The sequence below is a fragment of the Nocardia sp. CA-120079 genome, assembly GCF_050955745.1.
Classification (GTDB): domain Bacteria; phylum Actinomycetota; class Actinomycetes; order Mycobacteriales; family Mycobacteriaceae; genus Nocardia.
In genome coordinates, this window is sequence record NZ_CP192088.1 from 3,333,153 (window position 1) to 3,346,007 (window position 12,855).

Consider the following 12,855-nt stretch of genomic DNA (forward strand, 5'->3'; position numbering starts at 1 on the left):
TATTGCAATGCGACCTCCGCTGCCGCCATTCGACCTGGAATCGGCCAAGGCCAAGGTGCGGGCCGCCGAGAATGCCTGGAACACCAGGGATCCCGAGCGCGTCGCCGCCGCATACACCGAGGATTCGGTGTGGCGCAATCGTGACGAATTCTTCACCGGCCGCGCCGCCATCGTCGAATTTCTCACCCGAAAGTGGTCCATCGAAAATGGGTACGCACTGCGCAAGGACCTCTGGGCATTCGAAGGCAATCGCATCGCGGTCCGCTTCCAGTACGAATGGCATGACGAATCCGGCCAGTGGTGGCGCAGTTACGGCAATGAGCAGTGGGAGTTCACCCCGGAAGGCCTGATGTCGCGCCGCGAGGCCAGCATCAACGATGTCCGCATCGACGAATCCGACCGCCGCATCCCCGGCCCGCGCCCGGAAGGCGACGAATCCGTTCTGCCGCAGCAGTAATCGGCCGGGCACCCCGTTGCCGGACCGGGCCCGCGTGTGCGGAGTGCCCGGTTGGTGCAAAAGGGTGCCCGGCCTAGCCTGATGGTTGCGCCGGTGGGGCTCAGGCGGCGACGGTCTCCGGCTGGACCGGGGCATCGGCGACCGGACGCTCACGGTGGAACAGCCCGAATGCGATCACGCCGAATACGATTCCGACTCCGGCCGCGACGCCGAAGGCCGCGTCCAAGCCATCCACGAAACGCGACAATGTCATCGGGTGGCTGTCATCGGCGACTTCGCGGAATACGGTGCCCAGCACGGCGACTCCGAGAGCGAGACCGAGCTGTCGTGCGGTATTCACCGCGCCCGCGGCGATCCCGCCCTGCTGCGGCGGTACCGCCGCCATTCCCACCGCGACCAGCGCGGGTGCGTTGACGCCGATGCCCGCACCGATCACCACGAATCCAGGAACCAGTGCGGCCCAAGATGATTCGACGTCAATGATGGTGAGCAGGCCGGTACCGATGCCGACCAGCACCAGACCGGCTCCGATCGTCCATTTCGGCGAAACATCGTGCAGTAGTTTGCCGAACGCGCCGGCGACCACAAACGCTGTCGCCGCCATCGGCAGCATGGCCAGTCCGGCGTGCATGGGCGACATGTGCAACTGCTGCTGCAGCCAGAGCGAAATCAGGGGTGTCGCGGCGAAGGCCGCGAACGTCTGGCCGGACGCGGAGACAAGGGTGGCCCCGAAGTTGCGATTGCCGAGCAGTGCCAGCGGGAACATCGCTGCTGCACTGCGGGATTCGACGAATACGAAGGCCAGCAGCGCGACCGCGCCGAGCGCCAGGGCGAACAGCGTAGGACCATCGGACCAGCCGTGTTCGCCGCCGCGGATGACGCCGTAGGTGACCGCCGTCGCGGCGGTCGCGAACGCGAGCATGCCCGGCACATCGATGGCCCGCTCCGCCTGCCGCGGCGACGGCTGGAACACGATGGCGGTCAACACGATCGTCGATACCGCGATCGGCAGATTGACGAAGAAGATCCACCGCCACGACAGTGCCTCGGTGAGCACACCGCCGAGCACCACACCGATTCCGGCCGCCGCACCCGATACCGCACCCCAGACACCGAACGCGACACCCCGGTCACGGCCGGTGTAGGTGGAGTGCAACAGCGACAGGGTGGTCGCGAACATCGCGGCCCCGCCGATGCCCTGAAGTGCGCGCGCCGCAATGAGACTCGCCGAGGTATCGGCGATCCCGCAGATCAGCGATGCGATCGCGAAAACGACGAGTCCGGCGAGATAGGCGCGCTTCGCACCGACCCGATCGGCCAGCGAACCGAGCACCAGCAGCAGCGCGGCCAGCGCGAGCGCGTATCCGTCCATCACCCACTGCAGTCCGGACAGACCGGTGCCGAGATCGGCGGCGATGTCGGGAAGCGCGACATTGACGATGGTGACGTCGATGAGCAGCATCAGCGTGCCCAGGCACGCGGCGAATAAGGGCAGCCATTTCCTCACGGGAGCCTCCGAGGCGATTAGAACGATATCGACACTCAGGGTGCGGCAGGCGTTGATATCCACATAGTCACGTGGTCATGTGCGTTAGATTCCTCCTATGCAATCCGAAGACGGCGCGGATTCCTCCGTACTGGATGTCCTCGAGAAGCAGATCCTGCACGCGCTGGTGACCGATGCGCGCATCCCGTTCGCCAAGCTCGGCGCGATCCTCGGGGTTTCGGAGCAGACGGTGGCGCGGCGCTACCGATCGCTGCGGCAGCGCGGGATCCTGCATGTGGCGGGGCAGGTCAACGTGGTGCCGCTCGGGCATGCGCGCTGGGTGATCCGGCTCCGGTCGACTCCGGACAAGGCGGCGCGGCTGGCCGAATCACTGGCGCGGTTTCCGGATCTGAGCTGGGTCACATTGTCGGCCACCGGATCCGAGGTGACCTGTGTGAGCAGGCCACGCTCGATCGAGCGGCGCGACAAGCTGTTGATGCAGACGTTGCCCCAGGCCAGTCAGGTGATCGGACTGACGGCCCATGAGGTGATCCACCGCTTCCCGCTCGATGAGGAGTGGCCGGATTTCAGGCACCTGTTCACGGCTGCGCAATTGCGCGACCTCGGCCCACGGCCGTCGTGGCGGGCCGATACGGGGCCGGAAGCGCCGGTCGAACTTTCGGCGCAGGATGAGGCGATGCTGGCGCTGCTCGGTCGCGACGGACGCGCGCCCTATGCTCAGATTGCCGCCGAAATTGGTTGGACCGCAACGAAAGTGGCACGGCGCATGGCCGAACTCGTCGAATCCCGGGTGCTGTACTTCGATCTCGATTTCGCGGTCGAACGGATGGGATACGCCGTGCGGGCGGCGCTGTGGCTGCGCACTCGACCGGCGGATCTCGAGGCGGTGGGCACCGCGATGGCAACCCATCCGGAGATCGTCTTCATCGCCGCGACCACGGGGCCGACCAACCTGATGGCGTCGTTGATATGCCGCGATACCGCGCACCTCTATCGCTATGTCACGCAGCGGCTGGGTGCACTCGACGGGATCGCCGATGTGGAGGTGACCCCGGCGTTGCGGGTGTACAAGCAGGCGCAGACGTTGCTGGACAGTGATCGGATTTCGCTGGGCCGGTGATCGGGGTGTCCGGCGCTCGAAAAGGGCTGCGAGCGGCTGTAGCGCGGCGGTTGCCGTGTCCGGGAAGTTCGGGGCGCGTGTTGTCTGGCGCGTCGCTTGACTCGAACATCTGTTCGTCTAGGCTGGTCGTCAGAACTTGTCGGTGCCGCCCTCTAATGTGGGCGCCAACCAAGAACGAGACTTACCCGTCGAGAAGGGGATCAGGATATGGCACCACAGGCGTACGACCGTGATAAGGCGCTCGAGCTGGCGCTGGCTCAGGTCGAGAAGAGCTTCGGCAAGGGCGCGGTCATGCGTCTCGGCGAGGAGGCCCGCCAGCCCATCTCGGTGATCCCGACCGGATCCATCGCCCTGGACGTGGCGCTCGGCATCGGCGGTCTGCCGCGCGGCCGCATCATCGAGGTCTACGGTCCGGAGTCCTCGGGTAAGACGACCGTCGCACTGCACGCGGTGGCCAATGCCCAGGCCGCGGGCGGTGTCGCCGCCTTCATCGACGCCGAGCACGCGCTCGATCCGGACTACGCCCGCAAGCTGGGCGTCGACACCGACGCACTGCTCGTCTCCCAGCCCGACACCGGTGAGCAGGCGCTGGAAATCGCTGACATGCTGGTGCGTTCGGGCGCGATCGACATCATCGTCATCGACTCGGTGGCCGCGCTGGTACCGCGCGCCGAAATCGAGGGCGAGATGGGTGACAGCCACGTCGGTCTGCAGGCGCGTCTGATGAGCCAGGCGCTGCGCAAGATGACCGGTGCGCTGAACAACTCCGGCACCACCGCCATCTTCATCAACCAGCTGCGCGAGAAGATCGGCGTGATGTTCGGTTCGCCCGAGACCACGACCGGTGGTAAGGCGCTGAAGTTCTACGCCTCGGTGCGCCTGGATGTGCGCCGCATCGAGACGCTCAAGGACGGCAGCGATGCGGTCGGCAACCGCACCCGCGTGAAGGTCGTGAAGAACAAGGTCTCGCCGCCGTTCAAGCAGGCCGAATTCGACATCCTCTACGGCCAAGGCATTTCCAAGGAGGGCTCGCTCATCGATATGGGTGTCGAGCAGGGCTTCATCCGCAAGTCCGGCTCCTGGTACACCTACGAGGGCGACCAGCTCGGCCAGGGCAAGGAGAACGCCCGCAAATTCCTGCTGGAGAACACCGATGTCCGCGACGAGATCGAGAAGAAGATCAAGGAGAAGCTCGGCATCGGCGCCGACGTGACCGCAGAGGGTGCGGCCGCCGAGGTCCCCGCCGACTTCTGATCCGATGACCCCTCGGCGCCCAGCCTCGCATCCCACCCGGCCCGCACCCGATAAAACGCGGCCCGACCCGGTAACCGAGGTCCGTCACCGCCTGAACGAACTACTCTCCGCCTCAGGCCGCCCACCCATCCAGACCCCCGCGGGATCCGGTTCGGACGAGTCCGAACCTGGGCGGGTGCATTGGTCGGAGGGTGATGAGGGGGATTCGGAGGGATCGGGATTTCAGGGGAGGGAGCAGGGGGATAGGCGGGTCCGGTTGGCCGAAGGTGGTTTGGCCGATTCGGACATCATGGGAACTCGGTCGAGCGCGCCCGATCCGCAGCGGGCGCGCTCGACTGGGTCCCGGCGCGGTCGCGGGCGCCGGAACGAGTTCCGGCGCAACGACTCCCACTCGGCTGACTTACAAAGTTCCGAAGGCCGATGGGCGGATCCGGTGGCGGCTGGATCCGAGGAGAGTACGTCCTCGACGGGCACCGGTGCGAACCGGTCCCGTGCGGAGCGCACTCCCCAAGGCGGGACGGTCGAGCAGGCAAAGGAGGCGTGTCTTCGCCTGCTCGCCGTCCGCGCCCGCAGCCGTGCCGAACTGGCGCAGCGTCTCGCGGCCAAGGGCTTTACGCCCGAAATCACCGAACACGCCCTCGACCGCTTCACCGAGGTCGGCCTGATCGACGACGCCGCCTTCGCCGAACAATGGGTCCAGTCCCGCCACACCTTCTCCGGCAAGGGCAAACAAGCTCTCGCCCAAGAACTCCGCCGCAAGGGCGTCTCCCAATTCGACGCCGCCTCCGCCCTCGACGCCATCACCGCCGACGACGAGGAACAACGCGCCACCGAACTGGTCCGCCGCAAACTACGCACCATGCCCGCAAACCTGGACCGCGACAAAACAATCCGCCGCCTCGTCGCCATGCTCGCCCGGCGCGGCTACAACCAATCCACCGCCTTCACGGTGGTGAAAGCGGAACTGGCACAGGCCCGGTTCGACGCGCAGGACCCCGACTGAGCGTCTGCTGTGCCCGGCTGTCCGGCGGGTCGGCCTGCGGCGGTGTCAGCTACCGAGCGCCGCACACCTTTTCTCGCACCGCGCACGAATTCGCCGGGCGAAAACATGCGGCAGCAGCCCCAATGAGGCCGGGGCCGGGTTAGTCGTGGAGGGCGGGGGCGAGGACTTCTTCACACCATTGGCGGAAGGTGGTCGGAGTCGTGGCTCGAGGAGTCCGGGGCTCGGCGTTGTCGAGGCCGTTCTCCTTTGCCTCCAACATGTCGTACATGCCCTGGGCCATGGCCTCGGACATGCCGGATTCGAGCATGGTGGCCTTATAGGCCGCACCGGAGACTTGCTGGAACCGGATCGGGCGGCCGAGCACTTCGGACATGATTTGCGCCATGTCGTTGTTGGACAAATCCTCTGGGCCGAGTACGGGAACGCTGTCGTATCCGTCCCACGAGTCGTCGAGCAGCAGTTCGGCGGCGACAGCGGCGATGTCACGGGTCGCGCAGGTGGGGCGTTTCAGGTCGGGAGACAGCGGTGCGAAGAACATTCCCTGGTTCTTGATCGCATCGACTTGGCGAAGCAGATTGTCCATGAACGAGGGCATAGTCAGCGCTCGGTAGTTCACGCCCGTGCTCGCTATCAGATCGTCCATGGCCAGCGATGCTGTGACCAGTCCGGCGTTTCCGACCAACGCTGACCCGCGACCAATGGACGAGACGCCGACCACTCGCTCGACACCTTGACTCTTGAATGCCTCGCACGCGGGCCGTGTGAAACCCAGAACCGCGGCATCGAGGCTCGCTCCGCGATGAACCGGAGGCAGCAACCAGAACACGGCGTCGGCATCGGCGAACGCCTGGGTGACGACATCAATATCGCTGTGCGATCCGGTCACGACTTCGACGTGCTCGCGGATGTGCACGGGCAGGCGTGCGGGATCACGCGCGATAACGCGGACCGGCGCGCCGCGATCGAGGAGATGCGGAAGGACCTGACGGCCGATGGTGCCGGTCGGGGCAGTAACAACGATCATGACAACCTCTGCTCGAGTGATTTGGCACTGGCAAGTCAAGTCGGCGCGGCACCGAACCTGAAGGACCGATCCGATAAGCGTTGATACCGTGGGGATATGAGTGATCTGGAGGTTCGCCAACTCCGATACTTCGTGGCCGTCGCGGAGGAACTGCATTTCGGACGCGCAGCCGACCGACTGGGGATGGCGCAACCACCCCTGTCGCGGGCGATCCGGGAACTGGAACGTCAACTGGGCGTTCAACTTTTCGAGCGCACCACCCGACACGTCGTGCTCACCCCGCCCGGCGAGACCTTGCTCCGCGACGCGCGGACCGCACTCGATGCCGTTGCGGCGGCTGCGGAGCGTGCCCGGCACGTAGATCGGCCCGCACCGGCGCTGCGGCTCGCGCTCAAAGCCGACTACGACGCCGGACTCCTGCCGCAGATTGTCGAGACATACCGCCTCGAGGAAGCGGCTGTCCGGGTGGAGTTCATGTTGGGTGGTCGGGGTGAGCAGGTTCCGGCATTGCGTCAGGGCCGTGCGGATGTCGCGCTCATTGCGGCCCCGTTCGACGCCCGCGGCCTGGACATAGAACCGCTGCTCACCGAACCCCGCCTGGTCGCACTGGCTGCCTCCGATCCGCTCGCCGCCCAGGCAACCCTGTGCCTGGCCGACCTGGCCGGTCGACTGCTCCCTGATGGAGCGCATGCCGACCGCGACGGCCTCGTCCCCTCATCCGGAACTCCGCGTCCAGTGCGGGATCTTGCGCAGATCTTCAACCTGATCGAACTCGGCGACAGCATCTGGTTCCCGCCCACCTCGGTCGCCCGGCGTCACACCCGCCCCGGCATCGCCTATCGGCCGGTCACCGACCTGAAACCAACTACCCTCGCGGTAGCGTGGCCGCAGAACTGCCATTCACCCGCGGTGGCCGCCTTCGTCCGCGCGGCCACCGCCGTGGCAGCTGCCACCTACCCACCCGAATCCGTCCCGTTCGCCGAACCTTTCACCTCCACGGTCCATGCCGAGACCGGAGAACTCCGCAGCAGCGTGCCGTTGTCCTGATCACTCCGGCCGAACGCGGACGGGGCCGGAAACCAGGACCCCGGTGGGCCGCACGCCAGTACAGCGATTGTGCGGCTGCAACGGCGATCGCCGAGAACACCGACGAATCGACAGAGCCGCTGGCCTCACGGCTTCTGCGTGATATCCATCCCCGGAGTCGCATCGGCAAGAATCGAGTCGGCCGCCACCACGGCGGCGCCCTTGGCCCGCTTGCGCGAGCGCAACCGCTGCTCCAGCTTATTGGCCACGATCGTCAACGTGCTGTTCAGCAGAATCATCACCACGGCGACGACCATCAGCGCGGGCACCGTATTGCGTTCGGCCGCACCGAGTTGCGAGCCCTGACGCACGATCTCGAGGTAGGTGATCTGATAGCCGAGCGCCGAATCCTTCAGCGCCACAACCATTTGCGAGATCAAGGCGGGCAGCATGGCGGTAATCGCCTGCGGCAGCAGGATCAACCGCATCAGCTGCCCCTTGCGCAGCCCCAGCGCCACCGCGGCCTCGGTCTGCCCCTTCGGCAGCGATTTGATGCCGGCACGCACGATTTCGGCGATGACCGAACCGTTGTAGACCGTCAGCGCGATCACCACGGCCCACAGCGCGAGCTGATCGACCTTGAACAACTTGTAATCGGAGAAGATGTAGAACAGGAAGATCATCAGGATCAGCACCGGAATGGACCGGGCCACCTCCACGATCGCGCCCGCCACCCAGCGCACCACCCGGTGATCCGACAGCCGCAGGATGCCGAAGACCATACCGATCACCAGCGCGAACACGATCGAAAGCAGCGCCGCGACCAGGGTGCCGCGCAGACCTGGCAGCAGATAGGTCTTCCAGACGTCCGCCTCGATGAACGGCTTCCACTTCTCCGCGGTGAACTGGCCCTTATCGGCGAAGCCGCGGTAGAACACCCAGCCCAGCGCCACCACAGCGACAACCGCGACGACCGAATAGATGGAGTTGCGAATGCGCGCGCGGGGCCCCGGCGCATCGAAAAGAACCGAAGCTCCTGCACTCATCGGGCCACCTCGAATCGCTTGGCCAGCCAGCCGAACAGCAGGCCGGTCGGCAGGGTCAGGATTACGAAGCCGAGTGCGAAGATGAAGCCGATGGTGATCAGTGCGGCCTCGTTCTCGTTCATCTTGGCCATCAGGGTCGCGGCCTCGGCGACGCCGATCGCCGAGGCGATCGTGGAGTTCTTGGTGAGCGCGATCAGCACGCTGCCGAGCGGGGCGATGACCGAGCGGAATGCCTGCGGCAGCACCACGATTCGCAGATTCTGGCTAAAGGTGAAGCCCAGTGAGCGGCCCGCCTCGGACTGACCCATCGGCACGGTGTTGATGCCCGAGCGCAATGACTCGCACACGAACGCCGCTGTGTAGATGCTGAGTCCGAGTACGGCGTAACGGAAGTTGTTCTGCGCCAGCGAGTTCGGGCCCTCCGGAGCGAGCTTCCAGCCCATGGTGGAGTAGAGGCCCAGTGAGCAGAACACGATGATCAGCGTCAGCGGGGTATTGCGGAAGATGGTGACGTAGGCGGCGCCGAGAAAACGGGCGACCGGCACGGGGGACACGCGCATCGCGGCGACGAATGTACCCAGGATCAGGGCGAGGACCGCCGACGACGCGGTCAGTTTGATGGTCACCCAGAAGGCGCCGAGGACGTCATACCTCGAGATCAGGTCGAACACGGTGCTCGCGTCCCTCCGATCGGATTGTGCGGCGGCCGGAGATCGTCCTTCCGCGCGCGATGTACAGGTTGCTCGTAGCCGAGAGATCGGGTGGCCCCTGCGGGCCACCCGATCACGAATCTCAGTACCGGTTCACCGTCGGCGGCGTCGGCGCCTGGTAGCCCGAGGCGCCGACCGTGGAGTCGAACGCCTTCTTCCAGGACCCGTCGGCGATCATGGCCTCGATCGCGTCGTTGACCTTGTCGCGCAGCTCTTTATCGCCCTTCTTCAGGCCGATGCCGTAGTTCTCCGTGGTGAACGGCTTGCCGACGACCTTGAACGTGCCCGCGCTCTGCGCGGCGTAACCGGCCAGGATGATGTCATCGGTGGTGACCGCGTCGTACGAACCGGCCTGCAGGCCCTCGAGGCACAGCGAGTAGGTGTCGTTGGTCTGCAGCTGCGTGGCGGGGTAGTTCTTCTCGATGTTCTGGGCCGGGGTGGAGCCCTTCACCGAGCAGACCTTCTTACCCTTCAGATCATCGGGACCGTTGATGCCGGTGTTGTCGGCCTTGACCAAAAGCGACTGGCCCGCAACGTAATACGGTCCTGCGAAGTCGACCTTCTGCTTACGCGCATCGTTGATCGAGTAGGTGGCGACGATGTAGTCGACCTGACCGTTCTCGATCAGCGTCTCGCGCTGTCCGGACGGGGACTCCTTGAACGTGATGTTCTCCGGCTTCACACCGAGCTTGCCCGCGACGTACTTGGCGACCTCGACGTCGAAGCCGCTGTAGGAGCCGTCTTTGTTACGCAGGCCCAGGCCCGGCTGGTCGAATTTGATGCCGACGGTGAGCTTTCCGTCCTTGGCGTTGTCGAGTGCGGACTTGTCGCTTCCGCCGCCACAGGCGGCGGTTGTTGCGGCCAGCGTCAGGGCGATCGCCCCGATGCCGAGTCGAAGCGAACGGTTGATCCTCATCGTGTTCCTTCTCCCTCTGGTGATTTCGGTGGCCGAGGTCTTTACGTTTGTGGTGGTTGCTCGGTTCAGTGGCTCAGGATCTTGCCGAGGAAATCCTTGGCGCGGTCGGACTTCGGCGCGGTGAAGAACACCTCGGGTGTGTCGTCCTCGACGATCGACCCGTCCGCCATGAACAACACGCGGTTGCCCGCCTTGCGCGCGAAGCCCATCTCGTGGGTGACGACCAGCATCGTCATCCCCTCCTTGGCCAGCGACACCATGACGTCGAGCACCTCGTTGACCATCTCCGGGTCCAGTGCCGAAGTCGGCTCGTCGAACAGCATCACCTTCGGGCTCATCGCCAGGGCGCGGGCGATCGCCACGCGCTGCTGCTGGCCGCCGGAGAGCTGGGCCGGATACTTTTCGGCCTGATTGGCGATCCCGACGCGCTCGAGCAGTTCCATCGCGCGCTTGCGGGCGTCCTCCTTTTTCACCTTGCGAACCTTCAGCGGCGCGAGCATCACGTTCTCGATGATCGTCTTGTGCGCGAAGAGGTTGAACGATTGGAACACCATGCCGACATCGGCGCGCAGTGCGGCAAGCGCGCGGCCTTCGGCGGGCAGTGGTACGCCGTCGACGGCGATATCGCCGGAGTCGATCGGTTCCAGTCGGTTGATGGTGCGGCACAGCGTCGACTTCCCGGACCCCGAAGGGCCCAGAACGATAACAACCTGTCCCTTGGGGACCTCGAGGTTGATATCGCGCAGCACATGGAGGTCACCGAAGTGCTTTTCCACATTGCGCATCGAAATCATCGGCGCGCTTGTGGCGGTACTGCCCTCATCAGAACTAGCTGCCCCGGTTTTGGCCAACCCGATTGTGTCGGGTGCGGTGGCGTCGTCGGTCATGGTCCAAGACCTTAAGCGGAAAACGGCGATTTGCCCGGGTTTCTGCGACACACCGTTACGCCGCGCCGATACGACACAGCGCCGTAACCCTTCCGATGCGACCTGGCCTGGGCCCGGAGCCTGCGCCGATGCGCTGAAAACCCGCGTTGCGCACCCCCGTACCCTGGACGGGTGGATTCGATCGGACAGGCAGTGTTGTCTCCCGCCCCTGCGGCCGCGGACGGCGCACGCAGTTACGAGGTCCGCACCTTCGGTTGCCAGATGAACGTGCACGATTCCGAACGCTTGTCGGGCCTGCTCGAGGATGCGGGTTATGTGAAGGCCGCGCCGGGTGCGACGGCCGACCTCGTCGTCTTCAATACCTGCGCGGTGCGCGAGAACGCCGACAACAAGCTGTACGGCACCCTCGGCCACCTCGCCCCGATCAAGGCTGACCGGCCGGGCATGCAGATCGCCGTCGGCGGCTGCCTGGCGCAGAAGGACCGCGACACCGTCGTGCGCAAAGCGCCGTGGGTGGATGTGGTGTTCGGCACACACAACATCGGATCGCTGCCGGTGCTGCTGGAACGCGCACGGCACAATGCCGAGGCGCAGGTGGAGATCCTGGAATCGCTGGAGGCCTTCCCGTCGAGCCTGCCCGCCAAGCGTGAATCCGCCTATGCCGGTTGGGTTTCGATCTCGGTCGGCTGCAACAACACCTGCACGTTCTGCATCGTGCCGTCGCTGCGCGGCAAGGAGGTCGACCGCCGTCCGGGCGATGTGCTCGCGGAGGTGCAGGCGCTGGTCGATCAGGGCGTACTGGAAGTCACGCTGCTCGGGCAGAACGTGAACTCCTACGGTGCGTCCTTCGCCGACCCCGACGAGGCGCGCGATCGTGGTGCCTTCGCCAAACTGCTGCGCGCGGCCGGGCGCATCGATGGGCTGGAGCGGGTGCGCTTCACTTCGCCGCATCCGGCCGAATTCACCGATGACGTGATCGAGGCGATGGCGCAGACGCCGAATGTCTGCCCGCAGCTGCATATGCCGCTGCAGTCCGGATCGGATCGGGTGCTGAAGGCGATGCGGCGGTCCTACCGCAAGGCGCGCTACCTCGGCATCATCGACAAGGTGCGGGCCGCGATGCCGCATGCCGCGATCACCACCGACATCATCGTCGGCTTCCCGGGCGAGACCGAGGAGGATTTCCAGGAGACCCTGGATGTCGTCCGGCAGGCACGGTTCACCAGCGCCTACACCTTCCAGTACTCCAAGCGTCCTGGCACACCCGCCGCGGATATGCCCGACCAGCTGCCCAAGGCCGTGGTGCAGGAGCGCTACGAGCGGCTGATCGCGCTGCAGGAGGAGATCTCCCTCGACGCGAACCAGGCGCTCGTCGGCACCGAGGTCGAACTGCTCGTCGCCGAGGGCGCGGGCAAGAAGAACGCCGTGACCGCCCGCATGAGCGGCCGTGCCCGCGACGGCCGACTCGTGCACTTCCGCCCTGGAGGCGCTGCGGAAACGATCCGCCCCGGCGACATCATCACCGTCGACATCACCGACGCGGCCCCGCACCACCTGATCGCCGACGCCACCATCAAAACCCACCGTCGCACCCGCGCAGGCGACGCCCACGAACGGGGAATCACCCCCAAAACCGACCCCATCGGCGTCGGCCTCGGCCTCCCCCGCATCGGGGCCCCCACCCTCGAACCCGTCGCCTCAGGCTGCTCAACCGGCTGCGGCGCATGAGCACTCCGTCCGGTGACGAGGACCTGACGCGTGCCGTGGGAGCGGATCCCGCACCGGGTGCGTCTAGGTCGGATTCGCGTGGTGCGCAGGCTGATCGCGGGGAGCGTGCGAGTGAGAGTGCCGCGTTGAACGGTGGGCACCGCGAGGTCGTCTCGAATGCGGGCGAACACGGCGTGG

General features: G+C 65.8%; 12 protein-coding genes. 6 read left to right on the forward strand and 6 right to left on the reverse strand.

All coding sequences use genetic code 11. The annotated features are described in order from the left end of the window. Window positions 1-7 precede the first annotated feature (7 nt). On the forward strand, window positions 8-457 hold the full coding sequence (locus tag ACQPYR_RS15210) for a nuclear transport factor 2 family protein (RefSeq protein ID WP_433598067.1): 450 nt from the start codon (window positions 8-10) through the stop codon (window positions 455-457). Window positions 458-557: 100 nt separating this feature from the next. Here ACQPYR_RS15210 and ACQPYR_RS15215 read toward each other — a convergent pair whose 3' ends face one another. Then, window positions 558-1,964 carry an MFS transporter gene (locus ACQPYR_RS15215; RefSeq protein WP_433632705.1) on the reverse strand — a complete coding sequence of 469 codons (1,407 nt, stop codon included), beginning with the start codon at window positions 1,962-1,964 and terminating at the stop codon, window positions 558-560. 97 nt (window positions 1,965-2,061) lie between these two features. Between ACQPYR_RS15215 and ACQPYR_RS15220 the strand changes: the two genes are divergently transcribed. The 3 genes from ACQPYR_RS15220 to recX all read left to right on the forward strand — a co-directional run bounded on the left by ACQPYR_RS15220 (window position 2,062) and on the right by recX (window position 5,341). Further along, window positions 2,062-3,084 (forward strand): Lrp/AsnC family transcriptional regulator, encoded by a 1,023-nt coding sequence (locus tag ACQPYR_RS15220; RefSeq protein WP_433632707.1) that lies wholly within the window; start codon window positions 2,062-2,064, stop codon window positions 3,082-3,084. Window positions 3,085-3,291: 207 nt separating this feature from the next. Further along, window positions 3,292-4,338 carry a recombinase RecA gene (recA, locus tag ACQPYR_RS15225; protein WP_063038472.1) on the forward strand — a complete coding sequence of 349 codons (1,047 nt, stop codon included), beginning with the start codon at window positions 3,292-3,294 and terminating at the stop codon, window positions 4,336-4,338. A 433-nt stretch (window positions 4,339-4,771) separates the two neighbouring features. Continuing rightward, complete coding sequence (recX, locus tag ACQPYR_RS15230) at window positions 4,772-5,341, forward strand: recombination regulator RecX (RefSeq protein ID WP_433632710.1); 570 nt, start codon at window positions 4,772-4,774, stop codon at window positions 5,339-5,341. Between the two features lie 139 nt (window positions 5,342-5,480). Here recX and ACQPYR_RS15235 read toward each other — a convergent pair whose 3' ends face one another. Then, window positions 5,481-6,365 (reverse strand): NAD(P)H-binding protein, encoded by an 885-nt coding sequence (locus ACQPYR_RS15235; RefSeq protein WP_433632712.1) that lies wholly within the window; start codon window positions 6,363-6,365, stop codon window positions 5,481-5,483. Window positions 6,366-6,461: 96 nt separating this feature from the next. Here ACQPYR_RS15235 and ACQPYR_RS15240 point away from each other — a divergent pair, with 96 nt between their 5' ends. Beyond that, a complete protein-coding gene (locus ACQPYR_RS15240) occupies window positions 6,462-7,412 on the forward strand; it encodes a LysR family transcriptional regulator (RefSeq protein WP_433632715.1) in 951 nt (316 codons plus the stop codon). 125 nt (window positions 7,413-7,537) lie between these two features. Here ACQPYR_RS15240 and ACQPYR_RS15245 read toward each other — a convergent pair whose 3' ends face one another. The 4 genes from ACQPYR_RS15245 to ACQPYR_RS15260 form a co-directional block, all read right to left on the reverse strand. Continuing rightward, window positions 7,538-8,437, reverse strand: coding sequence for an amino acid ABC transporter permease (locus ACQPYR_RS15245; protein ID WP_433632717.1), 900 nt, complete (start codon window positions 8,435-8,437; stop codon window positions 7,538-7,540). Continuing rightward, window positions 8,434-9,108 (reverse strand): amino acid ABC transporter permease, encoded by a 675-nt coding sequence (locus ACQPYR_RS15250; protein ID WP_433632720.1) that lies wholly within the window; start codon window positions 9,106-9,108, stop codon window positions 8,434-8,436. The genes ACQPYR_RS15245 and ACQPYR_RS15250 overlap by 4 nt, the downstream gene beginning before the upstream one ends. A gap of 121 nt (window positions 9,109-9,229) precedes the next feature. Further along, a complete protein-coding gene (locus ACQPYR_RS15255) occupies window positions 9,230-10,063 on the reverse strand; it encodes a glutamate ABC transporter substrate-binding protein (RefSeq protein WP_433632723.1) in 834 nt (277 codons plus the stop codon). A gap of 65 nt (window positions 10,064-10,128) precedes the next feature. Next, on the reverse strand, window positions 10,129-10,857 hold the full coding sequence (locus ACQPYR_RS15260; protein WP_433635134.1) for an amino acid ABC transporter ATP-binding protein: 729 nt from the start codon (window positions 10,855-10,857) through the stop codon (window positions 10,129-10,131). Between the two features lie 264 nt (window positions 10,858-11,121). Between ACQPYR_RS15260 and miaB the strand changes: the two genes are divergently transcribed. After that, window positions 11,122-12,678, forward strand: coding sequence for a tRNA (N6-isopentenyl adenosine(37)-C2)-methylthiotransferase MiaB (gene miaB, locus ACQPYR_RS15265; protein WP_433632726.1), 1,557 nt, complete (start codon window positions 11,122-11,124; stop codon window positions 12,676-12,678). Window positions 12,679-12,855: the final 177 nt, after the last annotated feature.

Coding starts and splice junctions, on each gene's coding strand:
- ACQPYR_RS15240 (WP_433632715.1), top strand. CDS start 6,462: ATGAGTGATCTGGAGGTTCGCCAACTCCGATACTTCGTGGCCGTCGCG.
- ACQPYR_RS15220 (WP_433632707.1), top strand. CDS start 2,062: ATGCAATCCGAAGACGGCGCGGATTCCTCCGTACTGGATGTCCTCGAG.
- ACQPYR_RS15210 (WP_433598067.1), top strand. CDS start 8: ATGCGACCTCCGCTGCCGCCATTCGACCTGGAATCGGCCAAGGCCAAG.
- ACQPYR_RS15235 (WP_433632712.1), bottom strand. CDS start 6,365: ATGATCGTTGTTACTGCCCCGACCGGCACCATCGGCCGTCAGGTCCTT.
- recA (WP_063038472.1), top strand. CDS start 3,292: ATGGCACCACAGGCGTACGACCGTGATAAGGCGCTCGAGCTGGCGCTG.
- ACQPYR_RS15255 (WP_433632723.1), bottom strand. CDS start 10,063: ATGAGGATCAACCGTTCGCTTCGACTCGGCATCGGGGCGATCGCCCTG.
- ACQPYR_RS15260 (WP_433635134.1), bottom strand. CDS start 10,857: ATGATTTCGATGCGCAATGTGGAAAAGCACTTCGGTGACCTCCATGTG.
- ACQPYR_RS15245 (WP_433632717.1), bottom strand. CDS start 8,437: ATGAGTGCAGGAGCTTCGGTTCTTTTCGATGCGCCGGGGCCCCGCGCG.